Genomic DNA, 21,154 nt, shown 5'->3' with positions numbered 1-21,154 from the left:
CTTTTTATAAAAATATTAAGCTTCAAAACTTAATATTTTACGATTATAACCTATTGTCGGCAAATAGCTGACATTGTTACTTACACCCCGAACTAGACGCAAGCCTAATTGTCCTGCTGCTTCCCGCTTTTCTTCTGTATTAAAGCTACGACAATTATCCCGCAGTATAAGTGTAAGCTCCTCATGAATAATCAATTGAATCTCTAATCGTCTATTATTTTGGTCAGGATTATGCTGTATCATATTTCCGCCAAGTTCTTCCAATGCTAAACATACAGGATTACAGTATTTTTCTTCTATATTTTCCTGCTGCAAAAAATCATGCACAGAATATACTGCATCCATAAGTGAATCTATATCAAGCTCTATTTCCAACGTCAAACGTCGTTGTTTACTTTTATCTAATAACATCAGACTAGATACTGGTGGGCTAAACTGTCTTGCTTTTTTTGCTGTAGCCAAGATTAAATATATTACCGCCAAAATCTCTGTGACAATAAAGCCCAGCCATAATCCATTGAGACCACCCAACCATAATCCCAACGCACTAACAGGTAACATTAGCAATAATCCTTTCATTGTTAAAATCATAAAAGTCAGCCGAGGATAACCAATAAACTGATAATAACTGCTCATGATTTCTGTAAAACATAAGAAGGGGAAAACATAGGCATAAATATGAATTCCTTGTTGTATCTGAAGCAGCAATGCCTCATCATAGATACCAAAAATATGCAAAAAATATGTAGGCATAAATTCTAAAAACAACCATAATAGAATACAGAAAAAGACACCTGTATCTCTGGCAATTTTCATGGTCGCTCTAATGCCATTAACATGGTTTTCCCCCATATACGTACCAATAATCGGCTGTATCGTTTCCCGAATACTGGCAAAAAATCCTGTAGCCAGGGCCATTACATTCACAATTACAGTATATACTACTACACCATCGCCACCATAAAAACGCATTATGAGATTATTGAAAATCATGGTTGTCACACCTTGATATATTTGACGAAACGTAAGTCCACTACCTGTTTTCATTATATATATAATATCTTCTACTCCCATTTTTCTAGTAAATAATAATATCGTATTTTTATGAAAAAAGGCAATTGACAAAATAATCATGCCAATAATAGCACTTGTTATCGATGCTAACGGCGCACCAACTATTCCCATTGTTGTATAACCTACAAAATAAATGTCCAAAATAACATTACATACAATAAAAACAACATTAGATATCATGGCCAGTGTAACACTTCCATCATTTCGCACAAAAAAATCCAGTGATATATATAAGGGCATTATGGGGAAAAACCCCAGACTAACCATGGTAACCTGCCTGGTCATATTGAATAAATCACCACTAGCACCGAGTATTTTAACCAACGGATCAATAAATACCAAGCCTATAATCATTATTACAAGACCAATAACAAATGATGCTGCCAATGTAGCCGTAAAATAACAATGTGCCTTTTCCTTATTGCCTGAACCGATTTCCATACTAAATGCATTACTGCCCCCCAGAGACATCATATCAGCAAATGCCTGCATCAAAAGCACTAATGGCATTGTAAGCGTTATCGCTGATAATGCCCTCCTCACCTAAAAAGCTTCCTGGAATAATGAAATCAAGAAAAAACGAAGCTGTTGTTACAATCTGTACAACAAAGGTAGTTATAAATATTTTAGTATATATCTGCTGAGTCAGTGAAGAATATTTCATTAAATTCACCTCCTGATACTATTTGTTCTAAAGCAATTTCATTTATCTTCGTCGGTATCAACTGATTCTTTGTGCACACAGCCAAAATCGTTTTATCCTTTAATATAAAGTTTTTAACACCAATATTTTCTTTACAAGCACTAAGCGCCAGTGCATCAACTAAATCAAGACTTTGATTTATACCCACCCCCTGGTATTTTAAATAACTTTCTTTTATCGTCCATAATTTTAATATTTCTAAAGATCGGCTTATTTCTGGTTGCGCAATAATCCATTCATATTCTGTTGAAGAAAAATGCATTTTAACTATTTGCATGCTTATTTCCTCCAAGCTTTCTATATCAACACCATTTTCTTCTTGCCCAATACTGCATGCTATCCAATTTCCACTATGGGATAAATTAAAAGAATAATTTGCTTCCGGCCAATAAGGCTTGCCATAACAATTATATTCAAAAATAATATCAGTTGCCGAACTCCCAGTTTTTTTAGCTAATAAATAACGTACTAAAAGTTCTGCCAGCATCGTCCTATTACGTTCAGCACAAAAATAATATTGTTTAATCCTCTTTTGTCGTGCTATAGAAAAAAGCGGCAACAAATCATCTAATACCTTATTGACAACTGATTTGATTGACATAATATAAACTTCTACTTTTTCTGCCACAGCCCTTTCTCCCCTCTTTTATATTATGAAAATATTGCTATTTTAATTATAACTAAATTATTTTAGTAGCTACTCGTTAGTGGAACGAAAAGTATTTTCTCGCGAATGAAATGTTTTCCCCTTTATTCTTAATGTTTTATGTCAGATATTTAGGATTTTTTTATACGTTATGATATACTTATAGATAGTATCGCACTATATAGCAGCAAAATAATCTGAAAAGGACTGATTTTATGCTACGTATTGCAATTTGGCAAAACAATTCAAATGATCAAAAATATCTTACTATGCTATTCGAAGAATATAAAAAAAAGAAACATCTTACTATATATTATGAATTTTTTTCTGATACTGAAGCTCTAAATTATTCAGTACGGCAAAAAAACGTTATTATAATGTATTTATTTTAGATATACTGTCTACTGAAAAAAAAGAAATTATTTTAATTAATCATTTAAAGCAAAACAATCCCAGCGCTAAAATCATTTTTCTTAGTGCCTTGACTAATTTTGTGGAAAAAAGTTATGATTTAGGAGCATATTATTATATGCTAAAGCCATTGCAGTCACGCAAAATTTTTCATTTACTTAACCGCCTTACAGCACAATCGCGCTTAAATAATAATCATTCACTATTACTACGCAGTATAAATGGCTTCCATCGTTTGCCATTATCTGATATTATTTATATTGAAGCTATGCAAAAAAAATATCAATGTCATCTTATCGATAATACGACATTAGAAGGACTGGACGGTTTTACCATAGCTGCAAGAAAATTGCTTCACTGTCCAGATTTCATAAAACCACATCGCTCCTATGTGGTTAATTTAAATTATATTCGTGACTGCTTAAATAATGAACTTCGTTTATTAACCACTGTTCGTATCCCGCTAGCTCGAAGTGTTGCCAAAGAAGTTCAAACGGCATTTATTAAGCATCACAATTTCCAATAATAAAATATAAAATTATTTCATACTATACAAAACAAAGGAGAACTTAAAAATGGAAGACGAAGCATTGCGACAAAAAGTGCTGGACAAAATGACTCGCGTTTGTCTATGCAAAGTAATAAATCGTGCAACCATGAAAAAGGCGATAGCAAATGGTGCCGATACTGTAGAGAAAGTAAAAAAAGCAACTGGTGCAGGCTCTGGACCTTGTCATGGGCGGCGCTGTACACCAAAAATCGAAGAACTATTAAAACAGTCCCAGCAAAAATAAATATATATTAAATGTAAATAAAAAATAAGCATATCTGCTATTTAATATCGCAGATACGCTTATTTTTTATTTACATTTATTTTTAAACCGAACTCTTGTAGATCCCTTTGTTAAATAGCCAAGTACAGCTTGTGGTGGAAATCCTAAACAAAGTCCTGTTACCACTACTAATTCCGGATATGATTCATTCATAAGTTCAAACAGTTCCATAATTTCTATTATCTCTTTATCTAGCATTACATAAATCAAAGTAATATCAATTTCTTCAAAAAGATTGAAACCAGCTGATTCCGCACACTTATATAATATTGAAATATACCTATTAAAATCGACATATTCATGGATAAAACCTTTTCGTGCTGCTTTTACATAATAGCTGGTAATGTCTTTATAATTTCTATGAACTCTATACTCTATAGCAAATTTTTTCATCAGATTTATAGAATTGGCTAATTGAATATCTGAATCTACTACAAAAACAGAACACGGTTTACGTTCTTCAATAATTGCCAGTAACGCCGTATAATTAGCCCCTAGAGGATTATTGTTTTTATCAGGCAAAACAGTTGGTGTATGATAGCATAAATTCTTCCAGCTTATTAAAGGCGAGTCAATCGAAATGTTATCAATATCAGTTGGCAATTCACAATCATATATTATATTTCCTTTATTGATAATAAAATAATTAGTATTTTTGCCACGAATGTTTTGCTTAAATATCCCATATAATTCTTTGCCGGTAGAATCAGTATATTCACCTTTTTCGCCTCTGCTAATAGTAGGTAATGACCAACCGTCTATTGCTTCCATTCCATTGTATTTACCAGCTAGATAAATTTTTTCATCTAATTTTTTTAACATAATCTCCACATCCTTATAAAAATAGTGCTGCGGATGTTGTGACAAAAAAATAAATACAATGCTGCAACAATTAATTTATAATATATTCTTATTTTATTATAATATATATATTTTGCTTTGTCTATACAATATGTTATTCATAATATATTGTTAAATCAGTAAATTATTTGTATTTTTAATAATTTTATATAGTTCATTAAATAAATAAAAGAGTCAGCCCATTTTCATGAACTAACTCTTCTATTTATTTAAATGCATTTCATGGATGCATGCAAAACGGAGACCATAAATTTTATTTGTTAGCAGTTTGATTATCTGGCGACAATATTCCACTTATCACTCTTTTTACAAGTAACATCATAGTCTTTTAACCGTTATAAACGGTGCTATATAACGAATAATCTCTATAGTTAAGGCCTGTTTTTTAGACAGTTAGTAAATACTATATTTATATAACCTACATATTATATAATATACTTTTTACTTTAAGGACGCCAGTTCGCCCCAGATAATGAAATCATAAAGATTTTCATTTCGTGCTTTCTTCATTCTGCACGCATTCATCAAATGCATTTTCTACTATGGATAAAGTATAACATACTCAAAATATAAATGCAAGAACTTTCTAAAAATTTTTATAACTTTTTTTATAACAAAAATAAGCAGTCACCCTATTTTAACGAATGACCACTTATTTCTATAAAACTATTCACTCTACATGATCTCACTATTTTTTAACTGGCAGTTCTAATTTTTCCTGCTTCTACATTAGTTGCTGTAATAAATTCATCAACCACAGCTTTTCTAATCTTTTCAAACAATTCTGGCTGTTTTCCGCCAACACTTATGCCATCAACTTTATCTACACGCAGGCAAAAATTACTAGAGCTTGTAACCAGTATTTCTTCTGCTTCCATAAGGTCTTTTAAATAATAAGGGGTTTCGCTAACCGCAATTCCTAATTCCTTGCATTTACGAATCAGATGTGCCCGAGCTATACCTGGCAAAATAAGTTCATCAGTAGGCGCCGTAAAAAGTTTACCATTCTTAATAATATGGCAGTTACTATGTGCACATTCTGTAACGCGTCCACCTGGACGATAAAGAATTGTCTCCTTACATCCCTTTTGCTTAGCATGTTCTGCTGCCATAACTGATGGAATAAGATTTAAAGTTTTGATATTACAATGATGAAAACGTGTATCTTCTTCTGTTATAACCTGAATCGGCTCTGTTCCATCTGAAACTTCTGCCGGAACAAGTGTTACCCATAAATTCCCTGCTCCAGGTGTAAAAGCATGATTTCGAACGCCTGTTCCTCTCGTGACCTGATAATAAACAAACTGATTACCAGTATCAAGCTTTTGAACTAATTCGTTTAACAAATTTTTTAATTCCTGTTTTGTTACTGGCATTACAATATCTAATAAGGATGCACTATTAAAAAATCTATCAACATGTTCATCAATAGCAAAGATGTTATAATTGCGGCAAGGCCCCGCATCATAAACACCGTCACCAAACCAATGTACACGATCATTCATTGGTATCATCATTTTATCTAATTCATCAAATTTTCCATTATAGTAGCCAAGATTTTTCATAATAAACTTCCTCTCTATTCATCCAGTATAATATATATTCTTATTAAACAGAAGCTTTCTTGTTTGTGCCTGCTGCAATATTTAACTGCACCTCATTAATAAGTGCTTCTACAATTTCTTGTTCGACACTTTCATCGAACCCATCCACATGTGGAACCTGTTCATGAGTTACGCCGTCAACACTGCCAATTGCCACAGTTTCTTCGATATAAGAAGCAATCCATGAATATTCAGGCATTAATAATTGTCCAGCCATTATCGATAAATAAGCGGCAATCCCATATGCCCCCCAATTAGATACACTGGCAATTACCAAAAAATCTACAGGAACTTTACAAGGAATTAAGCTTAATTCCTTCTCAATAATATCAGCCACTACCCCCATACCAATTTCATTACCGCCATCACCAACAGCAACTGTCTTTATTGAATATTCCGAAGCAATACTAAATAAAATATCTGCTGGGGCATTATGCTCACGTATAGATATTCCTCGCATATTTTGATAATCATTTTTATTATTTATTCCACATCGTTCAATAGAAATCATCCCCACTGGATGATAACGCATAATTAACTGCCGACAATATGCTGTTTCATCCCCAACTTCTATGGGAACTACTTCAAAACCACGAATTTCGAATAATTTTGCATATGCAGATTCTGTTACTATTATCGGCTTAAAGCCCATCTTACTTAATACTTCAGCGACTACTACAGTTCCTGCCGGCCCATCGGTTTCGGGGAATCCTGCAACATAAAAACCCGTTGTAAGGAATACTATGCCCCGTTTCCATGCCATAATTTCCTGTGCGGCAATTCCGCAATATTGTGAATCAAGATACGGCCGAAGTTTTTGCATACCTCTTTTCGAATGACGAAGAATAATATTTTCAATGTGATCCATTACATCCACCTGCTTTCCCGTAATTAACAAATCATCCATAAAAGCTTTCATCTTTGGCCTTTTCTGTAAAAAGCCATTCAAAGCCTATTTTTACTTTAATAAAAAAACAGACAAGGGGATTAGATATCAGACGCCCTTGTCTGTTATAGTGCCAGTATAACCATAACTAAAATATAACGCAATACTATTGATATCATTCTTTGTAACTTTAATTTTTTTTGCATAATATTTATTTTATCTCTGTAAAAATTGGATTCAGCTTAATTTAATTAACAAGCAAGTTAACAATAATACAATAATTCCATATATATAATTATAACAAAAAGCATTAACCCAGACAATTGTTTTTATTATCTGGGTTAATGGTATATATATATCTTATTATTTAATTGACTGTACTAACTTTTTAAAATGACGTCCACGCTGTGCCATACCATCATACATATCAAAACTTGCACAAGCTGGTGATAAAAGCACAACCTGTGGTTCATGAGCAAGACCATGCGCAATTTCCACTGCCTTTTCCATAGAATAACCAGCTTCATGAATATGATCTTCTGATATTCCCTGCATGACAGCAGCTTTATGAAAACGTTCTGCTGCATCGCCAAGCAAAATAAGTTCATCTACGCGTTCCTTGGCTAATTTCATAAAATCTGTCAAATCAGTCATTTTATCATCGCCGCCAGCAAGCAATATGATATGGTCTGGGAAAGTTTCCAAAGCCTTAATGGCTGAATCAGTATTCGTTGCCTTAGAATCATTATAGTATGGTACATTATTAACTGTAGCAAAGTATTCTATACGATGTTCCACACCAGGAAATTGTTTTAACACTTTAGTTATTTGTTCAGGCTTACAACCAGCCAAAAATGCAACAGCACTCGCGGCTAACGCATTTTCTACATTATGGTTCCCCTTAATGCCTAACTCTTTTACTTTACAAAGCTCATGTTTAGTACCATCCCAATTGATGACTAATATATCGTTTTGTAAATATACACCTTTTTCCAAAATTGTTTTCCGACTAAAGAAACAAACCTGTGATTTAGTGCGTTCTGCCATAGAACGGGTATGCTCATCATCATAATTCAATACAAGAAAATCATCAGCTGTTTCATTTTGAAAAATACGTTCTTTCATTTGCTGATAAACTTCCATTGAACCATGACGCACAATATGATCTGGCGTTACATTGAGCACCGCAGACACATGCGGATGAAAATCAGATGTAGCTTCCATTTGATAACTGGAAATTTCAGCAGCAATACCACCGCCTTCACCAATTCGCAATGCTTCTTCAGACAATGAGACACCTATATTCCCGCCAACACCTGTTTTTTCTTTACCATAGATAGTTTCCAATAGTTGCCCAAGAAGTGTAACTGTTGTAGTTTTGCCGTTAGTGCCAGTAACAGCAAAAAATGGCGAAGCAGCCAGTTTTTGTGCCAAATCCACTTCACTAATAACACTAATATTACGCTGCAGTGCTTCTTTAATAAGAGGAATACGCATAGGTACAGCTGGTGAAACAACTACAAGGTCAACACCATCAAGAAGGCTATTTTCCTGAGGTCCAAAGACAAGCTCAACCTTTATATCACGCAGCTCTTTAAAATCATACTTTAATTCTTGTTCGGGCTGTACATCAGAAAGTGTGACAGCTGCGCCGAAACGACGACCAAGTTTTGCAGCAGCGAACCCACTAATACCAGCACCAACAACCAGCATTTTCTTACAATAAAACTCCATATTAATAGCCTCCAATATTTTAAAATGACAATAGCATAAATATATATTATAAACATACAAAAACTATATATCATTATAATGATGTATTCAATAAAATAAAAGAGTTATTTATAAAATAAGCAAATACAGTTAAAACTTCTTTAAAATAGTTTAGTCCGAAATCTTAATTCCTCTATGTTCAACTACATTGGAAAACACAATTATCGTCTCCGTTTTTCCAAATTTTTGCAGCTCATCAATAAATTTATCTAATTTATCAGTACTCGGAAACATCACTTTAAGCATCATTGAATATTCTCCTGTAACGCAATCACATTCAATAACACAGTCCTGACTTCTAATAAATGGATAAAAAGTTTTTTTATCTGTCAAATCAACATCCACATTTATATATGCCTTAATATGATAATCAAATGCTTTTTCATTAACAGCTGTATAAAATCCTGTGATAAAATTAGCATCGACTAGATATTTTATACGGGCTGAAACAGCAGGTGATGATAAAAACACTACCTCAGCAATTTCTTTTATCGGGGTACGGGCATTTTTTTGGAGAATCTGCAATATTTTACGATCAATATGGTCGAGTTGGTTCTTTTTCATATAAATTCCCTTTAATAATTTATTTTGTAAATAAATAACTTTATACTTGATACAGTATATCACAAATATCATGAAAACATATACTATTTTAGGCTATGTTCTACAATGGAAAAGGAGAAGATTATAGATTTTTGCAATAAAAATTAATTTTTTGAAAATATTACTTACAAGTGTCAATTTTTGTGCTATAATACTAAAAAATAAAGGAGATGATTCTTTGAATAAAACAGAATTGATTGCTAATGTTGCTGAAAAATTAGGTGGGACTAAAAAAGACGCTGAAAAAGTTGTAACAGCTTTTTTTTCAACTATTGAACAGACTTTATCCCAAAATAATGCTTTACAAATTATCGGATTTGGCACTTTCGAAGTCAAAGAACGTGCAGCTCGCAAAGGAAGAAATCCACAAACAGGCAAAAAAATTAAAATTAAAGCATCAAAACTTCCTGTTTTTAGAGCTGGTAAGACTCTAAAAGATTTAGTTAATAACAAATAATAAATTGCATTTTATACATAATCCCCCCTATGTCTAATTATTATAATTATACATAGGGGGGATTTCATTATTACTTATATTATTTTTTTGCCACATTATACTCTTTCATAATCCCATTAATTTTATTTTGCCATACTTCAAGTCCTGAATTATAGCTGTTTTGCCATTCATTATGCGCAGCTACTGCACCATTATTCATTGTGACCTTAACCAATTTTTCAAAACCTTGTTTTTTAGATAACATATTTTATTCTCCTTTGTTTTTATTTCAATGTAAGTATAACATTGTTTTAAACAAAAGTAAATAATTTATTAACGTAATTCAATAAATTATTTTCAAATCTTTGATCGATATCATTTTATAAAAAAACTTACTTCCCGCGTATATGGGAAGTAAGTTTTTTTATTTATAATGTTTTCGTATAGTATCAGTTAGTAATATATTGTATTATCGTCTGCGGTATTCGTCTGCGGTTGTTTTACTATCATAATCATTACCCATAGCTCTCTTAGGAGTTATATCAACGATTTTTTCCTGCGGCCTTGACTGCATCATATCAGAATATTGTGACTGACGCTGATAATTACTTGTATTTTGCTTAGATGATCCCTTTAGCTTGCTCCAAATCATTCGAACAATTGCAATAACTGCAAAAATCATTACTATATTAAACAGTAATCCCATCATGCTGGAAAAGAAACCCGTCCCTCCCATGCCAAACATATGACCAAGCATACTGCCAAGAAACATTCCCCCGCCAAACAAGCCAATATTTCTCAGTGTATTCCCCCAACGAGAAGTACCTGTTGAAGTACTTGCATTAGACCTTGCCATATTAGTAGATTCCGGTGCATTTTTACTAATAGACTTTGCATCCTGTGACGGTTTATATTCTCTAGTTTTAGAGATTGACGGGGCTTTTTGATGACTTGAAAAGCTAGGTGCTGATCTAAATGATGAAATTCTGGCACTGCCTCTCGCAGCAAAAGTCAGCGATGACATAGCAAATATTGCCAAAACAGCAAGGATAATTATTTTTTTATAATTCATTTATTTCTCCTCGTATGCTTTTATATCTTCAGAAAACGCGTATATTTCATTTAAAGTATCTAATTCACCTGACAAGTATCGGTCGATGTCATGCACATCAATATACAGTTTGCAGTTAATGTCTAAATAGCCTTGTTCTTTTCCCTGACTTACATCACGAATTGCAACTAATTTTTCACGCAGTTTTAAACATTCTGTCCGCGTAGCATGAATATCGAGCTTGATTTCCGGGACACCATTTTCTCGAAGTATTTCCTGTAAAGTTAATCTTTCTGACATTTCTGTCCTCCCAATTGTTTGTTTAAATTATAGACATTCCTTTAATTATATCTATTTAGTACAAAACTTACAATAGCATTTACAATATATCACAATACGGCTTTATATTTATTCCATAATTCTACGATACTAAACTCAGATTTTATCATTTTTTCAATGACAGATTCTTTTTTACTATACATAAACTAAGGGTAAAACGACAGAACATGTCATTTTACCCTTAGTTTAATTATTATTTGCCGAACCAGATAACTTAATATAATCTCTTATTATATTTATACTGCCTCGTTCTGTTGCCGTTACCAAATCATAAAAATTAATCTCAGGATTGTCATTTAAAATACCATTAGCAATATGCGTATTAGCCATCATAAAATCACAGCCGACGTTGATTTTATTAATACCATATTTAACACTATTTCGTATATTTTTCTCACCTGAGCCTGAGCCGCCATGCAGCACCAACGGCATTTGTGTTAATTTTTTTATTTTCTGCAATCTGGCAAAATCAAAATCAGGAATCATGCCATCAGGATATGTTCCATGTGATGAACCAATAGATATAGCTAAAGCATCTATCCCCGTCTGTTTGGCAAACTGGGCGGCTTCTACAGGATCAGTATACATTGAACTGCTAGTGTAATTATCGTCAGCAACTGCTCCCATGCAGCCTATTTCACCTTCAACGCTTACTCCCTTGGGATGAGCATATTCAACAATTTCTTTTGTTGTTTTTATATTATTTTCCAGTCCCTGTTGTGAAGCATCTACCATGACCGAGGAAAAGCCATCGTCAATTGCCTTTTTTAAGTCAATAACTTCCTGCCCATGATCAAAGTTTAATGCAACATTTATTGGTGTTCTGGATGCCAATCTCTTTACTATTGGTGTTATTAATTCACTATCACAATGTTCCAATAGATGATCTTGAAATATATTTATTATAATTGGTGCATTCTCTTTTTCAGCAGCCGTTATTACCGTTCGTGCCGTTTCTAGATTAAAGCAGTTAATTGCCATAACTGCATAGTTTTTTTCATTTGCTTTTTCCAGCATTTTTTTCATCGAAACATACATATTTATATCCTTTCTGCTATTTAATTTGAATACCGCTTAAATCGATTTCTTCTTCATCTTCTTCGACGATTTGTTCTTCTACCGCATCTTTTTTTAATAATGTAAGTAGTCCGGCTGCTGTTATCGTACCCGCCGCAAGTGCCATAAGAAAACCAGTAGGATTATTCATTGCCGGAACTATAAACATTCCACCAGAAGGAACCTGTGATTCTACCCCAAATAGCATTATCAATGCGCCACCAACTGCCGCTCCGACTGAACAAGAAAATATTACTCGTATTGGATCAACAGCTGCAATAGGAATAACGCCTTCAGTAATCATGCATATTCCTAATGGAAAAGCCACTTTTATATTGGCGGCTTCTCCCTTGCTGTATCTTTTTTTACGTATAAGCCATGAAAGTGTAACTGCAAATGGCGGAATCATTGAAGCGCAAATTTTTATTGCCTCCGGGCCATATACACCTTGCAATAAAAGTCCATCAGCAAATAATGATGCAACTTTATTTACCGGGCCGCCAAAATCAAATGCTGCCATAGCTCCCATAATTGCCCCAAACAGTGCTGCTGATCCCCCCTGCATATTTTGCAGCATTGCTGTCAAAGCAAACGATGCTGCGGCAATAGGCCCTCCTATAACAAAGAACATGATAAAACCTACTATTAATGAAGCCAGTAATGGTAATATCAGCATTGGCAATAACGCTTGTGCCCAAACAGGAACTTTAACATATTTTTTCAATAAATTAATGCACCAGCCTGATAAATAGCCCCCCAGCATACCACCAAAAAATCCAGCATCAATAGCATTAGCAATCATCCCCATTAATAGACCTGGCGCAATACCTGGGCGGTCAGCAATAGAATAGGATATTGCCGCCGACATAATTGCCGGAATTAGCTGCATTCCATAAACACCAAGCGTTACCGATGCCTGCCATATAGTATATGAACTTTTATAGTCTGATATTAAAGATGGATTGTGTCCTAAAATATTGCCAATAGCAATCAATAAGCCTGATGCTACAACCAGTGGCAGCATATAGGAAACCCCAGTCATTGCATGACGTTTTAATTCACTTAATCGTAACTGTTCTACCATTTTCTTGTCTCCTTTCATGATAATCCAAGATCAGTGGCAATTTTAGTAATAAGTCCCTTAGGTGATTTAATTACAATACTAGTAGGTACTTCAACAACTCTTTTTCCTTTAAATCTTTCCATGCCATTAATTTTTATATCCGCCGCTATGATGACAACATCCGCCGCTGTAATTTCTTCTTTACTCAATTTATCTTCAGTGCCTATCGTTCCTTGTGTTTCAATATGAATATTATGACCTAATGCTTCGCCTGTTGTTACCAATTTTTTCTTTGCAATATACGTATGAGCTATTCCTGAGGTACATGCCGCAACACCAACAATATTCATAATAAGTTCCTCCTAAAGTCATCTATTAATTTTGAAAGCATTTAACTTTATCAATATCATTAAATAAGTTCATTTTATTTTCGATGGTTTCTCTACATTCTTGTATACAAGATGGGTATATTACATTGGGTTCACGTTCAAAACCGTTCTCATTTAAGTATCCTTCTACACCTTTCATAAAACTGAACTTAATATCACTTGAGATATTTATTTTACAGATACCTCTTTTTACTGCTTCGGCAACTTCATCATCAGAATTACTGGAACCGCCGTGCAATACTAAAGGTGTATCAACAAGTTCTCTGATTTCAGACAATAAATCAAGTTTCAATTTTGGTACGAATCCTTTAGGATAAATTCCATGTGCTGTGCCTATAGCTATTGCCAATGAATCTACATTAGTCTTTTCAATAAATGCTTTTACATCACTAGGATTTGTATATATTATTTCAGTAGTGCCACCTTCGATAGAATCACCTGTTTGTCCGATTGTTCCCAGTTCACCTTCTACCGAAACACCAACCGGATGAGCAGCATCGACTACTTTCTTTGTTAAAGCTACATTTTCCTCAAAAGATAACTGTGAGCCATCAATCATTACTGACGTAAAACCAAGCTGAATAGCATGAATACACTGTTCATATGTACCGCCATGATCTAAATGAATTACCATAGGGACTTTAGAATGATTGGCTTCATAAATAACACTGCTGATAAAACTGTCCCGTAAAAACTTTAATTCATCAGGATGAATAGCCATAATTACTGGTGCTTGTTTTGCTTCGGCACTTTCCATCATCGCCGTCAAGAGCTGCCCTGTTCCTGCATTGAAAGCTGGTACTGCAAATTTGTTTTCCTGAGCTGTTTTAAGCATTTCTTTCATCGTTATTAACATAATAAAAACCCCTTTGTTATATTTATTTCATTTCCTGCGAAAGCAGTTGTATGATTTCAGTTTTATCATTTGTTTCCAGCAGCCTGTTTAGCGTATCATCATCAGCCAAAGCCATGGCCACCTGCGATAATAATTTTAAGTGAACTGTCGTTTTGTCTACATTGCGCACAGCAAATAAAATTATTACATGTACAGGTTCGCCATCCGGTGATTCCCATTTAAGATCTTTTACTGTGCGTCCAAAGGCTATCGATGTAATTTTCACGGCATCGGATTTTCCGTGTGGTATTGCGATATGATTTCCTAAGCCGGTCTGACCTTCTTCTTCCCGATAATAAACATCTGCTATAAATTTTTTAGGATTGATAACATTCCCTTCACGATAAAGATCTGCTGTAAGTTCTTCGATAGCCTCTTTTTTGGTAGAAGCTTTCAGATTTAAATTTATCAACTGCTCATTTATTATTTCCCTGACATTATTAATTTCCATAGTAACCTCCTTGTTATTTATTATTTAAGCTCCAATAATAAATAGTTTTTATTGTATCTTTTGATAAATACTTTTTTTCATTAACATATATATCTATTGATTTATTTTTATCATTAGATATATCAACACATAACTCGTTATCATTTAATTTCATTGATTGGTAAACAAGAATATTTACCGAACTAGTTATATTGGCGGAAATAACAATTGGATTTTCTTTAATTTTCTTTAATTTTTCAGGAAGGATCTTAATGATTTTATCTGTACAGGTATCAGTAGAATTTTTATCAGGAAATTCTTTTAAAACTAATTCCCGTAAGTTATTAGCATCAGCGTCACTAAATAACGCATTGACATATGCTATGGGGACATTTACTTTGGTATTTAATTTTATTGTAGAGATAACCAGATCTATTTGTTCTGAAGCAATTGTTCCTTCAAAATTTTTCACTGAAATAGTATCTATTATGTTCCACTCTGGAAAATATTTCATAATACGTTTTTTTAATAAATGCGATGTTCCAATACCACTTGAACAAACAATAAGAACTCTCTTTTTATTTATTATTTCTTCAACTGCATTTTCAAAGTATATTACAAGATAAGCAATTTCATCATCAGTTATTATTGGCAAATTATATTTAATTTGAATTCTTATCATAATTAATTTTAACAATAGCATTATTTCCGGAAATTCATTTTTCACTTGCTCTAATATCGGATTTCTTATGTGAATTTTATATATTATTCGATTGAGCATTGGACGAAGATGTACTAATAGTGCTTTATACAAATTACTACTGAATGAAAATTTCAACGGATATATTTTTAAACTGCACTCAATTATTTCCTCGGCCATTTCTCGTATAAACGCTAAATCATCTAAATCACTTAGCTGGTTGTCTGCTTTGATAATTCCACCTGATGAGGTTAAATATCGATAAAGGTAAAACACTTCCGAATCATTTAATATGACTTTAAATTCTTTTTCAATACACTCTGACATCAATTTTGCTGCTAAATGAAAATGCTGATTAAAGGGCAGAAAATTTTCTTCAAGCTTCGTTGGATGCATTGTACGATTATTTTTTATTCTTTCAATTGATATTAAAATATGTGTTACTAAATTGATATAATAAGGGTCTATTATTTTATAATCTAAAAATTGTTCTGTTTTATCGATTATGTTTTTTACAGCTTTCACATTACTAATACCAAAATGCTGTTCCAACTCTTTTAATGTATTATCATCAATACGTGTACAATCTTCTTGAAAACAAATCTCCTTATTTTCCACTAGTTTATTTATTATATCCACCAACGCATGGCGGATATCTATTTCATTGCCATGCAAAAAAGTACCTTTTACGTTTTTATATAATTGCAAATTATAAGGCGCTATTTCAGCTTCAATTATTGTAAGATCATTAACAATAGATGTTTTACTTACAAAGTATTTATTTGCTAAAGATTGTATCGAACATTTTAATTGTTTGCCTTCCAAAAGATCAAATAAAATCTTCATTCGTCGTTGCATAATAGACAGCTCAACTGTACTTTGATCTTTTACTAAAAGTTCTCGTAATGGATATTTTTGATTTATTGCTAATCTTATTCCTTTACCCGTTAATTTTTCTATATTTACCCCCTGTTTTTCCCAATATTTTATATCATTGCGTATAGTTTTATCGGAACATGATAATAATTGGGCAAAAACTTTAACGGGCGTAAACTCTTCAAAACTTGTCAGCTCTTTTAAAACCTTTTTTTGCCTGTTATATGAATTCTCCATCTTATCTCTCCTGTTCTTTACCTTGTTATTATATTATCATTATTTGAAAATTTCAGAAATAACAAATATTTTCCATATGTTATTGCCATTTTTAGTATACTTTTTTATTTTTCAAGATAAAAAAGCGTCTACCTATTGTTAAGTAGACGCTTATAAATTCTTATGTTATACTATTTTTTATGGAGTAGTTCGGGCGGTCTGTTATCCAATCATAATATTTAGTTTTTATGTTGCTCTATGATTGGGGGTGATGCCATATGGATAATAATATTTTATATTTAACATTGTTAATCATTTTGGTTTTACTCATAAAAAAATAACCGCCCCGGTTTGCCGACTTAAGCGGTTATTTTTTTATAGTCGATTGAGATAGCAGACCGTCAGGACTCCTCTTTTTATGCTTTTATGATATCATATATTATAAAAATATGCAATTAACTATATTTTACGATGGAGGCATCTATGAATAGTCATACCTATATTGCAATTGATTTAAAATCATTCTATGCCTCTGTCGAATGTATAGAGCGCAATTTAGATCCACTTACTACAAATTTAGTCGTAGCTGATGCTGCCCGCACAGAAAAGACTATTTGTCTGGCTGTATCACCATCATTAAAAACTTATGGTATTCCCGGACGGGCTCGGTTATTTGAAGTTATACAAAAAATTAAAGAAGCTAATTCACTGCGAAAATACAATACACATCTTAAAATATTAAAAAAATCATCGTATAATGATTCAGCCTTGAAATCAGATCCATCATTAGCCGTTGATTTTATTACCGCACCGCCTCAAATGGCACTATATATGAAATACAGCAAAAAAATATATGAGCTGTATCTTAAATACATTGCACCAGAGGATATTCACATTTATTCTATTGATGAAGTATTTATCGATGTTACACCATATTTAAATACATATAAACTATCAGCAAAAGCACTTGCTATGAAAATAATTAATGAAGTGTTAGCAACTACTGGTATAACCGCAACTGCCGGCATCGGCACTAATCTTTATCTTTGTAAAATTGCCATGGATATTCAGGCAAAACATGTTAAGCCAGATGCTAATGGTGTGCGTATTGCTATGCTGGACGAAATAAGTTACCGTCAAAATCTTTGGGCACATCGTCCACTTACTGATTTTTGGCGCATAGGAAAAGGCTATGTAAAAAAACTCGAAAAAAACGGACTATATACTATGGGAGATATTGCTCGCTGTTCATTAGGCAAAAAAGATGAATTTCATAATGAACGGTTATTATATAAACTATTCGGCATAAATGCTGAACTTTTGATCGATCATGCCTGGGGCTGGGAACCATGTACTATTAAAAATGTTAAAGAATATAAACCTGATAATAACAGTTTAAGCTCTGGACAGGTACTGCAATGTCCTTATCCTTTTGAAAAAGCTAAAATAGTCATTCGCGAAATGGCAGAATTACTTGTTTTTGATTTAATAGGAAAAAATTTCGTAACCGACCAAATCGTATTAACTATCGGATATGATATTGAAAACATCGCAAGCGGCAATTATAACGGAGAAACAGCTACTGACTATTATGGACGTAAAATCCCTAAACATGCTCATGGCACAGCAACTTTAGAGAAATATAGCTCTTCTACCAAAATAATTGTAAATGCTGTTATGCAGCTTTCTGATAAAATACTAAATCCATCTTTATCGGTTAGGCGAATAAATGTTACGGCTAATCATATCGTAGATGAAAAAAGCGCTCAAACTTCTGTTATTGAACAATATGATCTTTTTGCTGACACTACCGCAATAGAAAAAGAGACCAATGATATTTTAAAAGAAAAAAAACAGCAAAAAACGATACTTGCTATAAAAGGAAAACATGGTAAAAATGCTATATTAATGGGCAGTGATTTACAGGCAGGCGCAACCACTATTTTAAGAAACAAACAAATTGGAGGACATAAAGCATGACTGGACCATATGATGATATTATTAATCTTCCCCATCCAGAACCAAAAACTCACCCACGTATGTCAATTTCTGCCCGTGCCGCACAATTTGCGCCTTTTGCAGCACTTACTCCTTATAATGATGAAGTAAAAGAAGCTACCCGAATAACCCATGAAAAACCTGAACTAGATGAAACAATAAAATATATTTTAAACGAACGGCTTTTATTATTAAAGAAAAATTTAAATAATAAACCGCAGGTGAATATAACATTTTTTGTCCCTGATATGAAAAAAGCTGGTGGAGCATACGTAATAAGCACAGGCTTTGTAAAAAAAATCAAAGAGTATGAACGCCTTATTGTGATGTCGGACGAGACACTTATTCCAATTGATGCTATTATCAATATACAAGGTAAAATTTTTTAGGTTAAATACCTTACATAATCCTATAAACTAAATAAATTACTTTTTTTATATTTTTGTATAAGTAATATTGCCAGAATACAGGATTTTTTTATTATAAGTTAGAATTAATTGAATATACTTTAAATTCTTAATACTAATATCAAACAGTATGTTCAAGGAGTGAGCATTATAAAAAATCTAGTTGAGTTCATATTATATATCTTTATGGGATTATCATTAATTATTCTTGTCTCATGCAGCTTATTTGCCGCCAAAATTATTTATACAAATGATTACAAAAGCTTGGCATTTAAATCTATTCCTCATAACACTGAACAGAATCTTCAAGGCTATGTCGTATCCATTGATGAATATAATGATGGCAACGTGCAGGTATTTCTACCTAACAATCCTAAGCTCTCACATTTGCCTGCTAAAGCAACACCTGTCGATCATTTTATTACCATTCATCCAACCCTGACACAATACTTGTATATTGCAAAACTATATACAACACAGCCTATAAAAGATTTTCAGAATACAACTATATATATTAAAGTCCATTTAATATATGATAATTCAATAAAACAGTATATTATCAATTATATAATATATGAAGGCACGATTTACTCACTAAGTACATCATTTCTTCTTATCCTCGCGTCTATTTTTGCTGTAATTATCTTTTCTTTTCTCCAATATAGGCTTAAATATCTAAGCAATGAAAGGGAAAATCAATAATCAATTAAAAAAACGACCGGAAAATTCACATGGTACTGAGAATTTTCCGATCGTTCGTCTATCTATATAAATTTATATTTTTTTATCTGACAACAATAACTGTGATTATTTTCTATTTTAAAAATTAATTTATCCCAATGCTCTTACTTCTTCTTTCAAACAAAACTACATCATGCCATTTGCCGGTACTTTCCATTTTAGCCAGCTTTTCCCGCACACCAATCTGGCGAAAGCCGCATTTTTTATGCAAAGCAATACTGCCGATATTTTCCGCCAAAACAGCTGAATAAAGCGACCAAAATCCTGCTTGTTCTGATGCCTTTATCGTATGATTAAGCAATATTTCTCCCAGCCCTAATCCCCGTGCTTCTTCGGCAATATATATACTTACTTCAACAACGCCACGATAACATTCACGTCCAGATACCGCACCTAATGCACTCCAGCCAACAATATTATCGTCTGCCCGTATAACAAAGCGGCATTCCTGTAAATGTCCCTCATCCCATTGCTTCCATGAAGGTAAATTAGGTTGAAAAGTAGCTTTATTGGTGTTTATTCCTTGTAAATATATATTTTTTACGACTTCCCAATCATGACCATTCATTACTTGTATACTGTACTTCATTTATCTATTGTCTCCTCTATCTGATTATTATCAGATATTATTATATATAAAACATTTACTGCTGCATGGACAGGCTTTATCCAAGCCTGATTTACTAAGTAAATCATTTGGGATTTCTGTGCGTTGTATTTCATTAAAATCCATTCGACTAAAATAAGCATCCGCTGTTTCAGTTAACAAGAATATCTTTGTGATTTTTTTCTTTGTCATAATTTCCAACATAGTTCGAATGAGCATTTTCCCAATTCCTTGTCGGCGGTTTTCCTCTCGGACTGCAAAAGAACGCAATAATACATTGCCTTCATCATCATAAACAGCGCCCAATATTGCAAGCAGTTTTTTCTGCTGTTTTGCCACAATAAAATCGCCTATTTGTTTTTCAATATTAACTATTGGTAAATCACATACTTGTAATAACTCTTTAATTGCTAACGCATCATCAATAGTAGCATTTTCCACTTCCAAAGTCTCCGCCATGGCTATCCCTTCTTCAATATAAAATTAAACAGATATAATGAGATTATCTATTACATATATTTTCTACAATTTCCATAAAGTGTCAAGTTTTATTTTT

At 33.0% G+C, this 21,154-nt stretch carries 25 protein-coding genes; 6 read left to right on the top strand and 19 right to left on the bottom strand.

The window, feature by feature from the left end:
- Positions 1-15: 15 nt before the first annotated feature.
- From HNR32_RS07035 to HNR32_RS07025, 3 genes are read right to left on the bottom strand one after another with little or no spacing between them, the layout of a single operon-like run.
- Positions 16-1,584 carry an MATE family efflux transporter gene (locus HNR32_RS07035; protein ID WP_183861102.1) on the bottom strand — a complete coding sequence of 523 codons (1,569 nt, stop codon included), beginning with the start codon at positions 1,582-1,584 and terminating at the stop codon, positions 16-18.
- A complete protein-coding gene (locus HNR32_RS07030; RefSeq protein ID WP_183861100.1) occupies positions 1,550-1,738 on the bottom strand; it encodes a hypothetical protein in 189 nt (62 codons plus the stop codon). Before HNR32_RS07030 ends, HNR32_RS07035 begins: the two co-directional genes overlap by 35 nt.
- Positions 1,701-2,405, bottom strand: a complete 705-nt coding sequence (locus HNR32_RS07025; RefSeq protein WP_183861098.1) for a 4'-phosphopantetheinyl transferase family protein — start codon at positions 2,403-2,405, stop codon at positions 1,701-1,703. Before HNR32_RS07025 ends, HNR32_RS07030 begins: the two co-directional genes overlap by 38 nt.
- Positions 2,406-2,952: 547 nt before the next feature.
- On the opposite strand from HNR32_RS07025, the gene HNR32_RS07020 reads away from it, so the two are divergent.
- Together HNR32_RS07020 and HNR32_RS07015 are read left to right on the top strand one after the other, a co-directional pair.
- Positions 2,953-3,360, top strand: a complete 408-nt coding sequence (locus HNR32_RS07020) for a LytTR family DNA-binding domain-containing protein (RefSeq protein WP_183861096.1) — start codon at positions 2,953-2,955, stop codon at positions 3,358-3,360.
- A 49-nt stretch (positions 3,361-3,409) separates the two neighbouring features.
- A complete protein-coding gene (locus tag HNR32_RS07015; RefSeq protein ID WP_183861095.1) occupies positions 3,410-3,628 on the top strand; it encodes a (2Fe-2S)-binding protein in 219 nt (72 codons plus the stop codon).
- A 66-nt stretch (positions 3,629-3,694) separates the two neighbouring features.
- Here the strand turns inward: HNR32_RS07015 and HNR32_RS07010 are convergent, their stop codons facing one another.
- From HNR32_RS07010 to HNR32_RS06990, 5 genes are all read right to left on the bottom strand, one after another.
- On the bottom strand, positions 3,695-4,489 hold the full coding sequence (locus HNR32_RS07010; protein WP_183861093.1) for a hypothetical protein: 795 nt from the start codon (positions 4,487-4,489) through the stop codon (positions 3,695-3,697).
- A 734-nt stretch (positions 4,490-5,223) separates the two neighbouring features.
- Positions 5,224-6,093: an aminotransferase class IV gene (locus HNR32_RS07005; protein ID WP_183861091.1), complete on the bottom strand. Its 870-nt coding sequence runs from the start codon at positions 6,091-6,093 to the stop codon at positions 5,224-5,226.
- Positions 6,094-6,136: 43 nt separating this feature from the next.
- Positions 6,137-7,039, bottom strand: a complete 903-nt coding sequence (locus tag HNR32_RS07000; RefSeq protein ID WP_183861089.1) for a DUF4392 domain-containing protein — start codon at positions 7,037-7,039, stop codon at positions 6,137-6,139.
- A gap of 342 nt (positions 7,040-7,381) precedes the next feature.
- Positions 7,382-8,752: a UDP-N-acetylmuramoyl-L-alanine--D-glutamate ligase gene (gene murD / locus HNR32_RS06995; RefSeq protein ID WP_183861087.1), complete on the bottom strand. Its 1,371-nt coding sequence runs from the start codon at positions 8,750-8,752 to the stop codon at positions 7,382-7,384.
- A gap of 150 nt (positions 8,753-8,902) precedes the next feature.
- Positions 8,903-9,355: an Lrp/AsnC family transcriptional regulator gene (locus HNR32_RS06990; protein WP_183861085.1), complete on the bottom strand. Its 453-nt coding sequence runs from the start codon at positions 9,353-9,355 to the stop codon at positions 8,903-8,905.
- Between the two features lie 217 nt (positions 9,356-9,572).
- Here HNR32_RS06990 and hbs point away from each other — a divergent pair, with 217 nt between their 5' ends.
- Entirely contained in the window at positions 9,573-9,851 is a 279-nt protein-coding gene (gene hbs, locus HNR32_RS06985; protein WP_183861083.1) for a non-specific DNA-binding protein Hbs, read from the top strand.
- Positions 9,852-9,930: 79 nt separating this feature from the next.
- On the opposite strand, the gene HNR32_RS06980 is transcribed toward hbs, so the two are convergent.
- The 9 genes from HNR32_RS06980 to HNR32_RS06940 all read right to left on the bottom strand — a co-directional run bounded on the left by HNR32_RS06980 (position 9,931) and on the right by HNR32_RS06940 (position 16,866).
- Positions 9,931-10,095 carry a hypothetical protein gene (locus HNR32_RS06980; protein WP_183861081.1) on the bottom strand — a complete coding sequence of 55 codons (165 nt, stop codon included), beginning with the start codon at positions 10,093-10,095 and terminating at the stop codon, positions 9,931-9,933.
- A gap of 204 nt (positions 10,096-10,299) precedes the next feature.
- On the bottom strand, positions 10,300-10,902 hold the full coding sequence (locus HNR32_RS06975) for a hypothetical protein (protein WP_183861079.1): 603 nt from the start codon (positions 10,900-10,902) through the stop codon (positions 10,300-10,302).
- A complete protein-coding gene (locus tag HNR32_RS06970; protein WP_183861077.1) occupies positions 10,903-11,181 on the bottom strand; it encodes a hypothetical protein in 279 nt (92 codons plus the stop codon).
- 225 nt (positions 11,182-11,406) lie between these two features.
- Entirely contained in the window at positions 11,407-12,258 is an 852-nt protein-coding gene (locus tag HNR32_RS06965) for a class II fructose-bisphosphate aldolase (protein ID WP_183861075.1), read from the bottom strand.
- A 16-nt stretch (positions 12,259-12,274) separates the two neighbouring features.
- Positions 12,275-13,360, bottom strand: a complete 1,086-nt coding sequence (locus tag HNR32_RS06960) for a PTS fructose transporter subunit IIC (protein WP_183861073.1) — start codon at positions 13,358-13,360, stop codon at positions 12,275-12,277.
- Positions 13,361-13,374: 14 nt separating this feature from the next.
- On the bottom strand, positions 13,375-13,689 hold the full coding sequence (locus tag HNR32_RS06955; protein WP_183861071.1) for a PTS fructose transporter subunit IIB: 315 nt from the start codon (positions 13,687-13,689) through the stop codon (positions 13,375-13,377).
- Between the two features lie 25 nt (positions 13,690-13,714).
- A complete protein-coding gene (locus HNR32_RS06950) occupies positions 13,715-14,584 on the bottom strand; it encodes a ketose-bisphosphate aldolase (protein WP_183861069.1) in 870 nt (289 codons plus the stop codon).
- A 22-nt stretch (positions 14,585-14,606) separates the two neighbouring features.
- Positions 14,607-15,074, bottom strand: coding sequence for a PTS sugar transporter subunit IIA (locus tag HNR32_RS06945; protein ID WP_183861068.1), 468 nt, complete (start codon positions 15,072-15,074; stop codon positions 14,607-14,609).
- Positions 15,075-15,087: 13 nt separating this feature from the next.
- Complete coding sequence (locus HNR32_RS06940) at positions 15,088-16,866, bottom strand: BglG family transcription antiterminator (protein WP_183861067.1); 1,779 nt, start codon at positions 16,864-16,866, stop codon at positions 15,088-15,090.
- Positions 16,867-17,328: 462 nt separating this feature from the next.
- On the opposite strand from HNR32_RS06940, the gene HNR32_RS06935 reads away from it, so the two are divergent.
- From HNR32_RS06935 to HNR32_RS06925, 3 genes are all read left to right on the top strand, one after another.
- A complete protein-coding gene (locus HNR32_RS06935; RefSeq protein ID WP_183861066.1) occupies positions 17,329-18,825 on the top strand; it encodes a Y-family DNA polymerase in 1,497 nt (498 codons plus the stop codon).
- Positions 18,822-19,232, top strand: coding sequence for a hypothetical protein (locus tag HNR32_RS06930; RefSeq protein WP_183861065.1), 411 nt, complete (start codon positions 18,822-18,824; stop codon positions 19,230-19,232). The genes HNR32_RS06935 and HNR32_RS06930 overlap by 4 nt, the downstream gene beginning before the upstream one ends.
- A 282-nt stretch (positions 19,233-19,514) precedes the next feature.
- On the top strand, positions 19,515-19,952 hold the full coding sequence (locus tag HNR32_RS06925) for a hypothetical protein (protein ID WP_183861064.1): 438 nt from the start codon (positions 19,515-19,517) through the stop codon (positions 19,950-19,952).
- 124 nt (positions 19,953-20,076) lie between these two features.
- Here the strand turns inward: HNR32_RS06925 and HNR32_RS06920 are convergent, their stop codons facing one another.
- Together HNR32_RS06920 and HNR32_RS06915 are read right to left on the bottom strand one after the other, a co-directional pair.
- On the bottom strand, positions 20,077-20,580 hold the full coding sequence (locus HNR32_RS06920; RefSeq protein ID WP_183861063.1) for a GNAT family N-acetyltransferase: 504 nt from the start codon (positions 20,578-20,580) through the stop codon (positions 20,077-20,079).
- A 30-nt stretch (positions 20,581-20,610) separates the two neighbouring features.
- Positions 20,611-21,057, bottom strand: a complete 447-nt coding sequence (locus HNR32_RS06915) for a GNAT family N-acetyltransferase (protein WP_183861061.1) — start codon at positions 21,055-21,057, stop codon at positions 20,611-20,613.
- Positions 21,058-21,154 lie beyond the last annotated feature (97 nt).

It is taken from the genome of Pectinatus brassicae, from assembly GCF_014201835.1.
GTDB classification, from domain to species: domain Bacteria; phylum Bacillota; class Negativicutes; order Selenomonadales; family Selenomonadaceae; genus Pectinatus; species Pectinatus brassicae.
This window is presented reverse-complemented; position numbering and strand designations above follow the sequence as displayed.